This window comes from Leisingera coralii (genome assembly GCF_049056525.1).
GTDB lineage: Bacteria > Pseudomonadota > Alphaproteobacteria > Rhodobacterales > Rhodobacteraceae > Leisingera > Leisingera coralii.
In genome coordinates, this window is record NZ_JBHUPT010000104.1 from 1 (window position 1) to 15,028 (window position 15,028).

General features: G+C 63.0%; 14 protein-coding genes and 2 pseudogenes. 10 read left to right on the plus strand and 6 right to left on the minus strand.

Translation table 11 applies throughout. The features are described from left to right. The 3 genes from ACFMBG_RS23390 to ACFMBG_RS23400 all read right to left on the minus strand — a co-directional run. Positions 1 to 698 (minus strand): universal stress protein (locus ACFMBG_RS23390; protein WP_421057056.1); only part of this gene is annotated, 698 nt, incomplete at its 3' end. A 122-nt stretch (positions 699 to 820) separates the two neighbouring features. Next, entirely contained in the window at positions 821 to 2,263 is a 1,443-nt protein-coding gene (locus ACFMBG_RS23395; RefSeq protein ID WP_421057057.1) for a sensor histidine kinase, read from the minus strand. Positions 2,264 to 2,268: 5 nt separating this feature from the next. Beyond that, positions 2,269 to 3,003 carry a response regulator transcription factor gene (locus ACFMBG_RS23400; RefSeq protein ID WP_421057058.1) on the minus strand — a complete coding sequence of 245 codons (735 nt, stop codon included), beginning with the start codon at positions 3,001 to 3,003 and terminating at the stop codon, positions 2,269 to 2,271. A 215-nt stretch (positions 3,004 to 3,218) separates the two neighbouring features. On the opposite strand from ACFMBG_RS23400, the gene ACFMBG_RS23405 reads away from it, so the two are divergent. From ACFMBG_RS23405 to ACFMBG_RS23425, 5 genes are all read left to right on the plus strand, one after another. Further along, positions 3,219 to 4,463: an ABC transporter substrate-binding protein gene (locus ACFMBG_RS23405; RefSeq protein WP_421057059.1), complete on the plus strand. Its 1,245-nt coding sequence runs from the start codon at positions 3,219 to 3,221 to the stop codon at positions 4,461 to 4,463. A 59-nt stretch (positions 4,464 to 4,522) separates the two neighbouring features. Further along, positions 4,523 to 5,395, plus strand: a complete 873-nt coding sequence (locus ACFMBG_RS23410; protein WP_421057060.1) for a carbohydrate ABC transporter permease — start codon at positions 4,523 to 4,525, stop codon at positions 5,393 to 5,395. Further along, positions 5,388 to 6,284: a carbohydrate ABC transporter permease gene (locus tag ACFMBG_RS23415; protein WP_421057061.1), complete on the plus strand. Its 897-nt coding sequence runs from the start codon at positions 5,388 to 5,390 to the stop codon at positions 6,282 to 6,284. The genes ACFMBG_RS23410 and ACFMBG_RS23415 overlap by 8 nt, the downstream gene beginning before the upstream one ends. 98 nt (positions 6,285 to 6,382) lie before the next feature. After that, positions 6,383 to 7,480 carry an ABC transporter ATP-binding protein gene (locus ACFMBG_RS23420; protein WP_421057062.1) on the plus strand — a complete coding sequence of 366 codons (1,098 nt, stop codon included), beginning with the start codon at positions 6,383 to 6,385 and terminating at the stop codon, positions 7,478 to 7,480. Continuing rightward, positions 7,477 to 8,367 (plus strand): glucokinase, encoded by an 891-nt coding sequence (locus ACFMBG_RS23425; RefSeq protein WP_421057063.1) that lies wholly within the window; start codon positions 7,477 to 7,479, stop codon positions 8,365 to 8,367. The genes ACFMBG_RS23420 and ACFMBG_RS23425 overlap by 4 nt, the downstream gene beginning before the upstream one ends. 150 nt (positions 8,368 to 8,517) lie before the next feature. On the opposite strand, the pseudogene ACFMBG_RS23430 reads toward ACFMBG_RS23425, so the two are convergent. Together ACFMBG_RS23430 and ACFMBG_RS23435 are read right to left on the minus strand one after the other, a co-directional pair. Further along, a pseudogene (locus tag ACFMBG_RS23430) lies at positions 8,518 to 8,733 on the minus strand (transposase); the annotation flags it as partial. A gap of 235 nt (positions 8,734 to 8,968) precedes the next feature. Continuing rightward, positions 8,969 to 9,607 (minus strand): TetR/AcrR family transcriptional regulator, encoded by a 639-nt coding sequence (locus ACFMBG_RS23435; RefSeq protein WP_421057064.1) that lies wholly within the window; start codon positions 9,605 to 9,607, stop codon positions 8,969 to 8,971. 110 nt (positions 9,608 to 9,717) lie between these two features. On the opposite strand from ACFMBG_RS23435, the gene dctP reads away from it, so the two are divergent. From dctP to ACFMBG_RS23455, 4 genes are all read left to right on the plus strand, one after another. Then, complete coding sequence (dctP, locus tag ACFMBG_RS23440) at positions 9,718 to 10,728, plus strand: TRAP transporter substrate-binding protein DctP (RefSeq protein WP_421057065.1); 1,011 nt, start codon at positions 9,718 to 9,720, stop codon at positions 10,726 to 10,728. 75 nt (positions 10,729 to 10,803) lie between these two features. Continuing rightward, positions 10,804 to 11,313: a TRAP transporter small permease gene (locus ACFMBG_RS23445; protein ID WP_421057066.1), complete on the plus strand. Its 510-nt coding sequence runs from the start codon at positions 10,804 to 10,806 to the stop codon at positions 11,311 to 11,313. Between the two features lie 3 nt (positions 11,314 to 11,316). After that, positions 11,317 to 12,615, plus strand: a complete 1,299-nt coding sequence (locus ACFMBG_RS23450) for a TRAP transporter large permease (protein ID WP_421057067.1) — start codon at positions 11,317 to 11,319, stop codon at positions 12,613 to 12,615. Positions 12,616 to 12,907: 292 nt separating this feature from the next. After that, positions 12,908 to 13,939 (plus strand): NAD-dependent epimerase/dehydratase family protein, encoded by a 1,032-nt coding sequence (locus ACFMBG_RS23455; RefSeq protein ID WP_421057068.1) that lies wholly within the window; start codon positions 12,908 to 12,910, stop codon positions 13,937 to 13,939. Between the two features lie 371 nt (positions 13,940 to 14,310). On the opposite strand, the gene ACFMBG_RS23460 is transcribed toward ACFMBG_RS23455, so the two are convergent. Then, entirely contained in the window at positions 14,311 to 14,502 is a 192-nt protein-coding gene (locus ACFMBG_RS23460) for a hypothetical protein (protein WP_421057069.1), read from the minus strand. A gap of 32 nt (positions 14,503 to 14,534) precedes the next feature. On the opposite strand from ACFMBG_RS23460, the pseudogene ACFMBG_RS24190 reads away from it, so the two are divergent. Further along, a pseudogene (locus ACFMBG_RS24190) lies at positions 14,535 to 14,857 on the plus strand (transposase); the annotation flags it as partial. Positions 14,858 to 15,028 lie beyond the last annotated feature (171 nt).

The window sequence follows — 15,028 nt, forward strand, 5'->3', positions numbered from 1 at the left end:
CTGCCGGTGTCATGGCCGCCTGTGGGGAACTGCGACAAGGTGACGGTGCAGCCGTGATGGCTGAGCCAGGCGGCGGCATCTGCGCCGGGGTCCTCGCCGTCGCGCGCGTCGCTCATGTCCGGGTCGAAGCAGCCGATCACCACCTCTTGCGCGGCCTTGAAATAGGGCAGGGCGGCATGGGCGGCGCGGGAGGCGGACAGGCTGCTGTTCCAAGCCAGGAACACCCGCTTGCGGGCCGCGAAGGGGCTGCCGTTCACCATCAGCGGAACCGGCGAGCCGAACAGGATGCCGTGCACCGCATCGCGGAACACCTCCGGATCCTCGCGCAGGCCTTCCGCCGCTTCGGCAATGTCGCAGGTCAGCGCCCGGCGGGCGGCCATCAGCCGGATGTCCGCGTCGCTGGCGGTGACATACTGCACGTCGCCAGGCGTGTTGCTGCGGGTCAGCAGCGCCTCCACCTCCGCCGCGCGGGCGGCTTGGGCGGTCCGGCAGCTCTGCAGGGTTTCCAGCCATTCATCCGGCACCGCCATCGCGCCATAAGCAGAGGCGCCATAGGCGAAATAGGGCATGCCTGGCAGGGTTTTCAGCAGCAAGCAGGCCAGATGCGCCTGCTGTTCGCGGGCGGCCTCAGCGGCGGCGGTGATGGTGGTATCGCTTGTGTTGCTGCTGATCGCAAAGAGCGACGTTCTGCGGTGCATGGCAGGCCTCCTCCCCGGTCTGCGCGGCAGACGGCGCGTATGCCGCTGCGGTCATTAAACCAGCCCGTGCGGCGGCTGCCATGATCCTGATCAATGCAATCCGGCGCGCCGCGGGAGGGCGGTCAGTTGCGGCAGATCTCGATGCAGGCGCGCAGGCCGCGGCGGCCGTCCTCGAAGTACAGCCGCCCGCCGTGCTGCTCTGCCACCGTGGCGACGATCGTCAGCCCCAGCCCGAAGCCGTCGATGGCCTTCGTATTGTCCCCGCGCCGGAACGGGGCGATCACTTCGGTGATCTCCGCCGCCGTCATGCCGGAGCCTTCGTCCTCGATGGCGATGATCGCGTGCTCCGCGGTGGCGCTGAGGCCGATTGAGGCGCGGCGGCCGTATTTCAGCGCGTTGTCGATCAGGTTCGACACCGCGCGCTGCAGCGACAGCGGCCGGGCCACCACCAGCATGGGCTGATCCTCCGGCATTGCACTGCGGCCGGGGGCTGAGGTGAAGACAGAGCGGCCGCCCGCGGCCACCTGCAGCTTGGGGCGCAGCAGTTCCACCGGCTTGCCGAGGTCCTGATAGTCGGCGGCGACCGCCTCGACCAGCGAGGTGAGGGAGAGGCGGCGCGGGGTTTCGGCGCTCATTTCGGCGCGGGTGTAGGTCAGCACGCTTTCGATCATGCCGGTCATGGCGTCGAGGTCGGTTTCGAACATGAGGCGCAGCTCCGCGTCCTTGATCAGTGCCGCGCGCAGCCTCAGCCGGGTGGCGGGGGTGCCGAGGTCGTGGCTGACGCCGGACAGCACCGCGGCGCGGCTGGCGAGCTGTTCGCGCTCAGTTTCCAGATAGCTGTTTACTGCCGCGACGATCTCCTGCAGCTCGGCGGGGCCTTGCACGGTATAGGCATCAGGGCCGCCGAGGCGGCGGCGGCCATGCAGGGCGCGGGCGAAGCGGCCGAAGTGCGCGGAGGTGTCCAGCACCAGCGTTGCCAGCACCGCCAGCGCCAGCAGGGACAGGAGCAGTGCAGCCAGGCGGTAGTCGCCAGGCGCAGCGGTGCAGCCCCAAACAGCGGTGCCGTCCACCCGCAGCCAGGGGCCGTAGCCTGCGCGGGCAAAGATCACCGGTTCGCTGCAATAGGTGGCCAGCAGCCGGGTAACGGCGCCCAGTTTTTCTGCCGCGGACTGGCCGCCTGCGGGCGGCAGCTCAGCCACCGGGTAGCGCAGGCTGCCGGAGGCGATGACCAGCCCCAGAACCTCGCCCGACAAGGGATCGGGGCCGCTGTCGAGGATCGAGACATTGGTGAAGAACGCCGGTTTCGCGATGCCCTCCAGCCGCAGGTAATCGCCGCTGGTCAGGAACGCCGCCTGCTCCGGGTTCACCGGGGTGACCGCCACGCCCTCTGGCGGTGCGCCGCCGCGGCGCAGGGTGCTGTCCAAGGTGATGCCTGCAATGGTGCTGCGTGTCAGATGCGCCTGCCAGTTGGCGCCGGACTGGAACCACAGCCAAGCGGCCCCTAGCCCCGCAACAAAGGCCAGCGGCAGCAGGAGCAGGCCCAGGGTTCGAAGGCGCAGCGCCATCCGGTTCAGCCTTCACCGGTCTCGACATCCACCGCAAAGACATAGCCGGTGCCGCGTTCGGTGCGCAGCATCCGGGGATCCTTGGGGGTCTGTTCGATCTTGGAGCGCAGCCGCCCGACCAGCACGTCGATGGCGCGGCCGGAGCCTTCGTCACTGCCGCCCGCGCCGGTCACATCAAGCGCCGCGGCGATCTCCTCGCGCGTCAGCGGAATATGCGGATTGGCCAGGAACACCTTGAGCAGCCCGGTCTCGCGCCGCGACAGCGCCACCTGCACTCCGGCGGGGGAGATTACCTCGTCCCGCTTGGCGTCATAGGTCCAGTCGGCAAATCGGAAGGTTGCGACACTGCGCCGGTAGATCAGCGAGGAGGAGCGGCGCGCGCGTTGCAGCACCGCACGCACGCGGGCCAGCAGAAGATCGGGGTTGAAGGGTTTGGCAATGTAGTCGTCCGCGCCGGATTCATAGCCCGCCATGCGCTGGTGGTCGGCGGACAGGGCAGAGACCAGTATGATCGGCACATCCTGTTCGCTGCGCAGGCGGGTGCAGATCTCCACCCCGTTTTCGTCGCCCAGCATCACGTCCAGCAGGATCAGATCGACACGGCCCGCGCCGATCTGCTCGCGGATCGAGGCCTCGCTGTCGCAGGGCAGGGCGATAAAGCCGTTCTGGCGCAGGTACTGGGTAAGCATTATGCGCGTCTCGGTATCGTCATCCACCACCAGCAGCCGCGGAATCGCCATTCGTCCGTATCCTCCCCAGACGGCCTTGACGGCCCAGTGTTTGTAACACCATGCAACAAAATCAATTGCTGCGTAACAACAGGTAACAGCTGGCCGGAAAATCTGCTGCGCCGGGCCCTGGCCAGGCGCCGGGGTGATTGAAAACGGGCTGGATGATTTTGCAAGCTTGGCAGGAAGGCTGCGGGGAGCGGCCATCATATAGGGAGGAATAAGCGATGAAATTCACCGCTTTTGCGGCCGTTTCGGCCGTGGCGCTGACATGTGCGGCCCCGGCGCTGGCCGGGCCGCAGGCAGAGGTTCTGCACTGGTGGACCTCGGGCGGCGAGGCCAAGTCGGCCGCCGTTCTGCAACAGGAATTTGCCGATAACGGCGGCACCTGGACCGATATGCCGGTGGCGGGCGGCGGCGGCGATGCGGCGATGACCGCGCTGCGCGCGCGTGTCCTGTCCGGCAACGCGCCGACCGCGGTGCAGCTCAAAGGACCCGCAATCCAGGAATGGTATGAGGAGGGCGTGCTGGCCGATATCTCCTCTGTTGCCGAAGCCGAGGGCTGGGCGGATGTTCTGCCCGGCTCGATCGCCGAGCATATGAAATGCGAAGGCAAGTGGTGCGCCGCACCGGTGAACGTGCACCGGGTCGACTGGATCTGGGCCAATGCCGCGCTCTTGGAGGCCAACGGCATTGAAATGCCTCAGACCTGGGACGAGTTCAACGCCGCCGCTGACAAGCTGATGGCGGCGGGCATCACACCGCTGGCGCATGGCGGCCAGGCCTGGCAGGACGCCACCGTGTTTGAGGCCGTGGCTTTGGGCATCCTGGGGCCGGAAGGCTTCCACAAGGCCTTTGTCGAGCTGGACATGGAGACGCTGAAATCAGAGCAGATGGCCGCGGTGTTTGATCAGATGCGCAAGATGCGCGGCTACGTGGACGCCAACTTCCCGGGCCGCGACTGGAACCTGGCCACCTCGATGGTGATGAACGGCGAGGCGGCGTTTCAGATCATGGGCGACTGGGCCAAGGGCGAGTTCCTGGCCGCGGGCAAGGAGCCGGGCAAGGACTTCCTCTGCGCCTCGGTGCCAGGCGACGGGTTCCTCTATAACGTCGACAGCTTCGCCATGTTCGAGGTGGACGGCGAGGACAAGCAGGCCGGGCAGGATCTCTTGGCCAAGCTGATCGTCGGGCCGAAATTCCAGGAGGTGTTCAACCTCAACAAGGGCTCGATCCCGGCGCGGGTGGATGTGGCACTAGATGCCTTCGACACCTGCGCGCATCTGTCGGCCAAGGACATGGGCGAAAGCGCCGAGAACGGCTCGCTGCTACCGAGCTATGCCCACGGCATGGCGCTGCGCGGCGCGCAGTCGGGCGCAATCACCGATGTGGTGACCGCGCATTTCAACTCGGACATGTCCTCGGATGAGGCCGTGCAGATGCTGGCCGACGCTGTCGCCAACTCCATGTGATCCTCTCCCGGGCCTCGCGTCCTCCGGGATGCGGGGCCACCTATTCGAGGGCCGTTACAATGTCCCAATGGCTTGAACGTCATATTCCGAAGATAGTGCTGGCACCGTCGTTCGCTGCGGTGCTGGTGTTTGTCTACGGCTTCATCATCTGGACCGCCTGGGTGTCGCTGACCCGCTCGCGCCTATTGCCGAAATACGAGATCGAAGGGTTCATCCAGTACGAGCGCCTGTTCGCCGCGCCGCGCTGGGACACAGCGATGTCGAACCTGTTTGTGTTCGGCACCCTGTTCATCGTGATCTCGATGCTGCTGGGGCTGATGCTGGCAATCCTGCTGGACCAGAAGATCCGTACCGAGGGCGTTCTGCGCACCATTTACCTGTACCCGATGGCGCTGTCGCTGATCGTGACCGGCACCGCCTGGAAGTGGATCATGAACCCCGGCCTGGGGCTGGAGAGCATGGTGCGCGGCTGGGGGTTTGAGAGCTTCACCTTCGACTGGGTGATCAATCCGGACAAGGCGATCTATGCGGTGGTGATTGCCGGCGTCTGGCAGGCCTCGGGCTTTGTCATGGCGCTGTTCCTGGCCGGGCTGCGCGGCGTGGACAGCGAGATCATCAAGGCCGCACAGGTCGACGGCATCCCCAGCTGGCGGATCTATACCGCGATCATCCTGCCGTCGATGGCGCCGATCTTCCTGTCTGCCTTCATCGTGCTGGCGCATCTGGCGATCAAGAGCTTCGACCTGGTGATTGCCCTCACCGGCGGCGGCCCCGGCTATGCCACCGATCTGCCCGCAACCTATATGTACACGATGGCCTTTTCCCGCGGCGACATCGGCCAGGCGGCGAGCTCTGCCATGGTGATGATGGCTGTGGTTTTCGCGATCATCGTTCCCTATCTCTACTCCGAGCTGAGGGCCAAACATGACTGACATGACCCTGGACCCCGCCCGCCCCGCCGCGCGGAACTGGAGCCGCATCGGCTTACGCTGGCTGCTTTTCACCCTCCTGGGCCTGTTTGCCCTGTTCTACCTGATGCCGCTGTTCGTGATGATCACCACCTCGCTGAAAAGCCTGGAGGAAATCCGCACCGGCAGCCTGATCGCCTTCCCGCGTGAGGTCACGTTCGAGGCCTGGCGCACCGCCTGGTCCGAAGCCTGCACCGGCATCCAGTGCCAGGGCCTGCGCCCCTATTTCTGGAATTCGGTGGTGATCGCGGTGCCGGCAGTGGCGATCTCCACCATGCTGGGGGCGGTCAATGGCTATGTGATCGCGCAATGGCGGTTCCGGGGCGCCAACCTGATCTTCTCGCTGATGCTGTTCGGCTGCTTCATCCCGTTCCAGGTGGTGCTGCTGCCGATGGCGCGGATGCTGGGGCTGATGGGGCTGGCGGGCAGCATTCCGGGGCTGATCTTTGTCCATGTGATCTATGGCCTCGGCTTCACCACGCTGTTCTTCCGCAATTACTACGTGACCATTCCACAGGACCTGGTGAAGGCGGCCAAGGTCGACGGCGCGGGCTTCTTCCGCATCTTCTGGTCGATCTTCCTGCCGCTCAGCCTGCCGCTCATCGTGGTGACCGTGATCTGGCAGTTCACCCAGATCTGGAACGACTTCTTGTTCGGCGTCTCCTTCAGCCAGGCGGGCACCCAGCCGGTCACGGTGGCCCTGAACAACATCGTCAACTCGACCACCGGCGTGAAGGAATACAACGTCGACATGGCCGCCGCGATCATCGCCGCGCTGCCGACGCTGCTGGTCTATGCCGTTGCCGGCAAATACTTCATCCGCGGCCTGACCGCTGGCTCTGTGAAAGGGTGAAAGATGGTTTTTGCCCGCAAAAATGAAAGCCGCCAGTGGCGGGTTTCAAATCTTGAACGCGGCGGGCCACTGCACGCCGCTGGGAAGGAAACACAAAAATGAAACCTATCCTGGACATCACCAACCTGCGCAAGAACTACGGCGCAACCGAGATCCTCAAGGACATCAACGTCAGCATCAAGGCGGGCGACTTCCTGGTGCTGGTCGGCCCCTCCGGCTGCGGCAAGTCCACGCTCTTGAACTGCATCGCCGGGCTGGAGCCGATCTCCGGCGGGCAGATCGAAATCGGCGGCCGCGACATGACCCATGTCAGCCCCAAGGACCGCGACATCGCCATGGTGTTCCAGTCCTACGCGCTCTACCCGACGATGACGGTGGCCAAGAACATCACATTCGGCATGAAGGTGCGCGGCGCCGATGCCGCCACCCAGGACCGCAAGCTGAAGGAAGTGGCGGCGCAGCTGCAGATCGAGGCGCTCTTGGACCGCCGTCCCGGTCAGCTGTCGGGCGGCCAGCGGCAGCGGGTGGCGATGGGCCGGGCGCTGGTGCGCGATCCCAAGCTGTTCCTGTTCGACGAGCCGCTGTCGAACCTGGATGCCAAGCTGCGGGTCGAGATGCGCACCGAGATCAAGAAGCTGCACCAGAACCTCGGCGCCACCATGGTCTATGTCACCCACGACCAGATTGAGGCGATGACGCTGGCCACCAAGATTGTGGTGCTGAAGGGCGGGGAGGTGCAGCAGATCGGCACCCCGGCAGAGATCTACAACAAGCCCGCCAACCTGTTTGTGGCCGATTTCATGGGCAGCCCGGCGATGAACCTGATCCCGGCCCGCGCGCAGCCGAACGGGCAGGGCACGCGGATCGAGATGGATTGCAGCGGCAGCGCCCCGATCGTGCTGAAGGACAGCCGCGCCACCGGCCTGCCGCAGGATGTGATCCTGGGTGTGCGCCCCGAAGACATCGCCGAGGCGGGCTTCCGCGCGGGCGAGGGCGTGCAGGAGGCGGCCTGCCTCATCGACATGGTGGAGCCTGCCGGTGCCGATACCTATGTGGTCTCCAATCTCGGCGGCAAGCAGGTGACCGCGCGGCTGCACGCGGAAACCCGGGCGCAGCCGGGGCAGATGCTGGATCTGGCCTTTGACCTGTCCAAGGTCTCCTACTTCTCGCCCGCAACCGGCGAGCGGCTGAATTGACCCGGCTGCGGCTGGTCGCCGATGCGGGCGGCACCAATACACGGCTGGGGCTGACCGAAGACGGCGTCCTGCTGCCGGACACGGTGCAGAGCTTCCGCAATGACGGGTATTCCGGCTTTGCCGAGGTGATGGGCCGCTACCTGCAGGAAGCGGCCCCCGGCGGTGTGGCGGAGGTAGCCATTGCCATTGCCGGGCCGGTCACCGGCACCACCGCGCGGCTCACCAACCGGGACTGGCATTTCGACGCCGCAGCGCTGTCGCAGCGCCTGGGCGGTGCGCCTGTGCATCTGCTGAACGATCTGGCCGCGCTGGGGCATGCCTGCCCGCATCTGGAGCCGGAGTGTCTGGACACCGTGATTGCGCCCGCGGACAGCGCAGGAGAGGATGGCCAGCGGCTGGTGGTGGGCATCGGCACCGGCTTCAACCTGTCGCCGGTGCTGCAAGCCGGCGGGCGGGTGCAATGCCTCAACGTGGAATATGGCCATGTCAGCCTGCCGCTGGATGTGGCGGAGCTGCTGCGCAGCCGGATTGGCGATGCGGCGGTGGATTTCCCTACGGTGGAGCATCTGTTCTCCGGCCGCGGCCATGCAGCAATGCGGGCGCAGTTTCCGGACGGTGAGGCGGGAGAACAGGCTTTTCAGGAGGCCTACGCCCGGCTGCTGGCCCTTCTGGCGCGCAATCTGATGCTGGCGTTCCTGCCAGCGCAGGGGGTTTATTTTGCAGGTGCTGTGGCGCGCAGCCTGCTGGACTCCCTGGCACGGAAGGTGTTTGCGGAGGCTTTTCGCCAGCCGTTTGCACTCGATGCGAGGATATCGGCACCGGTTTATGCTATCCTCGACGACGCTGCGGCGCTGAAAGGCTGCGCAGCCGTCACCTTCAACGGCTGACCCAGACATATGCCGGTGCAGTTGCGCCGTGTGAAGGCTCAAGGGTCGTTGCGATGTTTCCTGCTATAGGGATTGCTAAGTTGTTTGGGCGTGGTTGAGAAGGGTGAAGATCGCCATTCAGGCCTCCTGGTTCACAGCGGCAAGGGCCTATTCCAAGGTACTGCGCGGCTCCAGATAGCTTGGGAAGTAACTGCCCTGCTGGAACTAGGGCACCTTCAGGTTCAGCGTGCCCCAACGGGTTTTGAGAGGGCGCACTCGATACCCGTTGCGCCGGGTCGTGCGCTGATCGACCCGTTCATGCATGCCGACACTGGTCAGGCCTTTGGTATCGGCCTGCATGATCAGTTGCAGCACGGCTCCGGCAACGGCTTAAAGAAAACCGCCGCCATCCTGATTTGCCGGAACCCCGGAGAATTCCATGTTGGTTTTGGTCACCGGGGGCTCCTCATTGTCGTGGCTGAAGCCGCGAAACTACACTCGGCCATAAACGTTGGTGGCCACCCAGGATTATACAGTCAAAGGTGCAGAAATTGCACCACTTGCGCGGACACTATCATAATCAGTGCTCACAATGCGTGTGCTGCCCGCGCACGTTAACGTTTTAGTCGGCTTCGAAAACGATCCGCTTGATCTCTTCTGTCGTAAGATCAGGAGGCACAACATCGGCACCCATCAGAATTTCTGCATAGTGAGGTAGATTAGCCAGTCGTTCTTCCAGCGTTTCAGTCACTCCCATCCGGTAATACCCACTCTGGTGGAAATAGGTCATCAGAGCACGCACACGGGCTGCAGGGCCTTTGAATCCGAACTCGTTGAACATCTCTTCCAGCTGGCTGATCCGGCGGGCATCCACCTTCTTCAGTTTTGCTTTCGTTTCCGGGCAGGAATGAGCCCAGTCGCGAATCGCATTGTCGTACTTAGGATCGTAGTCAGTTTCGCTAAGCAAGACCCGCACATATCCGAGGTATTTCTGACGGCAATCGCGCTTCGGATCATCAAAAACGCGGTCGAAGGCCATAGAATTGGCGGTTTCCCAGTCATCGCGCAGTGTTTGCAGAAGTTCTTCAAGGCTGGAGAACAGCCAGTAGAAGGCGCCCGTTGTCGCATCCAACTCAGCTGACAGGCGGCGTAGGCTGAGCCCGGAAATTCCGTCGCTGACCAGAATACTGCGGGCAGCCGCAATCCAATCCGCCTTCTCCAGGGGCATGTCCTTGCGGTCTGTTTTGTTTGTTGCGCCCATTTTCCAGCGTTTCTCCCTGCGGCATTTTTGATTTCTACATTGACAAATTATCGCGGCGCAGCGCAACAATCCTCCTTGACGTAACGACTGTTATGTTTGCGGGCAACCGCATGTGGCATCAGACGGAGGAGGTGATGTTCATGAACTGGATTTTGAAAGGCGTAGCGGCGATTGCCCTGCTTGCAACGCAGGCAGTGGCGGGAACGACGCTGAAGTTTGCAACTGACTCGGGCGCCGAAGGCTCGCCATCGGGCAATGCACTGAAACGCTGGGCGGAGCTGATCGAGGAGGGCTCAGGCGGTGAGATCGACGTCCGGGTCTTCTACCAGAACCAGTTGGGCGGCCAGCTTGAGCTGTTCGATCTGTTCGTCGCTGGTGAAGTGGACTTGCTGCTGAGCTGGCCCTCCACTTCTTATGACAAGCGCATCGGGTTGCTGTACACACCCTACATGGTGACCTCCTGGGAGGAGGCATTCGAGGCCTATAAGCCCGGGGGCTGGGCAAACGAGACTCTGAACGAAGCCTTTGCGGGTCTCGGCATCCGCTATTACGGCGCCTGGCCGGAAGGGTTCGCCGGCGTCGCCACCCGCGGCGGTTATGCGCTGGATCTGGAGAGCGCCGACGGAATGAAAGTGCGCACACCGCCGTTCTTCCCGATGCCGCAGACCTTGCAGGCAATGGGATACCAGACCGCAGCGATCGACTGGTCGGAGGTTTACACCTCGATCCAGACCGGTGTGGTCGATGGTGATGCGGGCAATGTGATCTACTGGGACTATGAATACTTCCGCGACGTGCTTGATTACTACGTGCGAACCAAGCACGTCTTTGTCACCGGCAGCCTGATCGCAAACGCAATCAGCATGGAAGGGTTGTCCCAGGAGCATCAGGACTTGGTCCGCGACAGTGCTATTACCGTAATGCAGGAACGTTTCGAGACCGCTCGAGCGGAGGATGAGAAATACGTTAGCATCGCCATCGAGTCCGGCATGGAGTATTTTGAGCTGACCGATGAGCAACTGCGCCCGATGGTCGAGAAAGTTCGCGCTGAAGTCTGGCCGCAGCTGGAGGCGGATCTGGGGCCGGAGGTCCTCAGCAAGATGCGCGAACACGCCAATTGACCTGACCAGAGGCACTGACCTTTCCGGCGGGCAACCCGCAAGCTGCCCGTCGGTCTGTTTTTAGCTGGAACTCTCATGTTGTTGAAACTGCTTCACTTGCTGGACCGCGGGCTTGCCGGTCTGATGGCTGTGGCCATCATCGCCAGCACTGCTGCCATCATCGGGCTCATTACTTTTCTGATTTTGTCCCGGTTCGTATTCGGATGGTCCGTTGTAGGGCTGCTGGAGCTTTCCACCCTTTGCGCGATCTGGCTCTACATGACCGGCGCCGTGCTGGCCTCCCGGAATAAGGAGCATATCGTGGTTGATTTCACCGCGCAGGCGATTTCCGCACCGCGGCTGCAGGCGCTGCACGAGCTGTCGGTGGCGGCAATTGTGCTGGTGCTAGGTGTGTTCTTTCTGTCGCTGGCGCGCGACATGCTGGGCTGGTCCTTCCGGCGTCCACAGACCACCCCGGGTCTGGGCATTCCGCTTTTGGTAGGCCAGGGCGCCATCGTGTTCGCCGCGGCGTCCGCCACTCTCTATGCGCTGCGCGATGTCGTTGCCGCCATTCTGAAACTGTTTCGCCCCAACAGGGAAGCTTAAGCCATGGAACCGGTTTGGGCAATCCTCATCCTGCTGGTCTTGATGGTGTTCGGCGTGCCGGTTGCCTGGTGCTTCGCTGGTGTCCTGATGTATCTGGTATGGGCCTATGACGTATCCACGCTGACCCTGTTGCTGCAGGGGTTCCGGTCACTGGATTCGGTCATCCTGCTGGCCCTGCCCCTGTTTGTGCTGGCCGGTTACCTGATGCAGTCTGGCGGTGTTGCCCGCCGCCTAATCAGCTTCATGGAGCTGATGGTCAAGGGCCGCAAGGGCGGGCTGGGTGCGGCGCTGGTCCTGTCTTCGGGTATCTTCGGCGCGATTTCCGGAACTGCCACCGCGGCAGTTGCGTCGATCGGGACAATTATGATCGGACCGCTGGCCGACCGCGGCTATCCCCGCGGCTACACCTCGGCGCTACTTGGCCTGTCGTCACTGCTTGGCATTCTGATCCCGCCATCGATCACCATGATCCTGTTCGGCGTGGTTACCCGTCAGTCGATTACTGCGCTGTTTGCGGCGTCCGTGGTGCCTGGGCTGCTGCTGATGATCGGGCTGATCTTGTTCAACAAGGTTATGGTCGGCCGGTTCCTTGCCGCGCGCGGAGACCTTCCGCCGCCCTCGGAGGTCACCCAGCACAGCGGCGCCAGCATCACCGTCAAGGCGCTGCCCGCACTGTCGATGCCGCTGATCATCCTGGGCGGCATCTATGGCGGGGTGTTCACCCCGACCGAGGCGGCCTCCGTGGCCTGTGTCACTGCCATGCTGATTGGCTTTTTCATCTACCGCGACCTGACTTTCGGCCGTCTGCGCGAAAGTCTGGTTGCGGCGGGGGAAACCACCGGCACCATCATCTTCATCCTGCTGTTTTCCTTCATGATCGGGCGGGTGATGGTAGCCGAGGGCGTGCCGCAGGAACTGACAGAATTCGTCACCGGGCTGACCGACAACCGGATCCTGATCCTGCTGCTGGTCAATGCCTTCTTGGTCTTTGTTGGCATGATCATGGACGACCTGTCGGTCACCGTGGTGATCGCGCCGCTGTTCCTACCGCTTATGCTGGCCAATGGCGTTGACCCGGTGCATTTCGGCACAATTGTCGCCTGTTCTGTAGTGATCGGCGCCAACAGCCCGCCAGTCGCACCGATCCTCTATATGGCTTGCCGTACCGGTAAGGTTTCGATCCACCGGGCGGTGGCGCCGGCGCTCATGATGATATTCTGGGTGGCACTGCCGGTGATGCTGGCGGTGACCTTCCTGCCAGCGTTGTCGCTGTTACTGCCGCGACTGATTGGTGTCTACTAGTCAGGTATCCAGCATCTATTCCGTTCCTCTCACATCAGTCCCATCCGCCTGCATGGAGGCGCGGTCATTCTCTTTCCTCATCGTGAGCGCGGCCGCGCTGATGCTGGCCGACGTCTGATAAATGATGTTCTTCATGCGGCACCCGTTTGCTTTGCAGGATTAAACCTCCGGGGATGGTATGTCCCTGCCAGGTTTGCCATAATAGTTGGCGGGTGCTACGGCGCCTTTAGAAACAGCACCTTATGGCCGGGCTCTTAGCCCCGGCGGTTCAGACAGGCCCTGGAGCAGACTGATGACCCAAAAATCCGTTCTCGTCACCGGCTCCTCCGGCTTCATCGGCTACCACCTGTGCCGGCGGCTACTCGACGACGACTTCCGTGTCGTGGGCATCGACAACCTGTCGGATTACTACAGCGTCCAGCTCAAGCGGAACCGCCAGGCGATGCTGGAGCAGCACCCGGATTTCACCGTTATCAACCGCAGCATTGAGGATCCCGGCCTCGTTATGGGGGTTTTTGCAGAGTACAAGCCGGACTACGTGGTCCATCTGGCGGCGCAGGCCGGGGTGCGCTACTCGATTGAAAACCCCCGCTCCTACCTGGAGAGCAACATCACCGGCACCTTCGAGATCCTCGAGGCGGCTCGCGCCCATCCGCCCCGGCACATGCTCCTGGCCTCCACCTCCTCAGCGTTCGGGGCCAATACCGAGTTGCCCTATAAGGAGACCCAGAAGGCCGATCACCAGATGTCCTTCTATGCCGCCACCAAGAAGGCGACCGAGAACATGGCGCATTCCTATGCGCATCTGTTCGGACTGCCGGTCACAATGTTCCGTTTCTTCACCGTCTACGGCCCTTGGGGGCGGCCGGACATGGCATTGTTCAAGTTCACAAAGGCGATCCTCGAGGGCCTGCCGATCGACGTCTACAATTACGGCGACATGCAGCGCGACTTCACTTATGTCATCGATTTGGTGGAGGCGGTACGGCTGCTTCTAGATGCGGTACCGGAGCGCCCGGCGGATGGTGTGGTGCCGGAGGGCGACAGCCTGTCGCCCGTGGCGCCGCACCGGGTGGTCAATATCGGCAACTCAAAGCCTGTGCAGTTGACGAATTTCATCGAAGCCATCGAGGCAGCCATCGGGCTGAAGGCCGAACGGAACCTGATGCCAATGCAGGCCGGCGATGTGCCCGCCACATGGGCGGATGCCTCGCTGTTGCACAGGCTGACAGGCTACACACCCAGGACCGGAACGGCCGAGGGCGTGGCGCAGTTCGTCGACTGGTACCGGGGGTATTACTCGGATGCCCCGGACGGGCAGTGAGCGTAGCGTCGCAGTCAAGAAAGCCCGGCCCCGTTTCCAAAACGCGATCCGGCGCCTGTTGGGGAACCGTATCTGGACCCCGGAAGAGCAGGGTCTGGCCGCCATTAGCGGCGATTTGCGAGGCTAGGCTAATGCTGATATGGGCACACTATGCCCATGCTGCCAAGATCTTGGCCCCACATGCGGAAACGGCCAAGGCTGCCGCTGAACACTGGGGCGATGGCGACATCGGCTGCCGTCAAGTCAGAAAGCGCCGCGGGAGCTGGGACTCCGAATACAGCGTCCCCTGCACCGCCAGTTCCTGCAGTGCCGCCTGATGGCGCGCCGCAAAGCTGAAGTCCGCATTCGCCGAAGGAGAATACGCGGAGGCTTCACCATTTGCCGCGCTGAGGACACTGGAATGCTCCTGGGAAATTTTGCACTTGGCCGGTCCCGGCTCCGGCGGTGCTCAGGCCGGCCTTAAAGTAGTTGCCGTTATCAACCTGCCAAGCGAAAAACCTGGCCGTTTCGGTGTCTTCTGTGTCCGCATAGGTCATCCGCTCCTCAAACTTGGCATTGATCATTGAAATGGTATCTTCAGTAAGCTTCGGTAGACGGCAACCCCATGCCGGAGACCGCGACAGGGCCGATGCTGCGTGCTAGAGCTTCCCTGCGCCAGGAACTCGCCACCCTCGAAAGGCAAGTTCGCCAGCTCGCCCAGGACGATCCTGTTTGCCTCCGCCTAATGACGATGCCTGCGATTGGGGCTGTCGTGGCGCTCACCTTCTGCTCCGCGGTGGACGATCCGGCGCGGTTCCCCTCTTCGAAGAGAGTTGGTCCATGGCCGGTCTGACGCCTTCGCGCAACCAATCCGGCGAACGTGATGTATCAGGCGGCATCACCAAGGCGGGGGATGCCAATCTGAGGCGGGCGCTGTACTAGGCCGCAACGGTCATGATGAACCGGGGCAGATCTACATGGCTGATGACCTGCCCCCCACTGGTCCCTCGTTCATAACGAGAGTCTTCGGGTGTGTGCTCTGAGCCCCAACCTTGGACCGCCAGAAGCTGGATTTTTCCGGCTCTGTCACGATGACGGGCTGGTGACGCC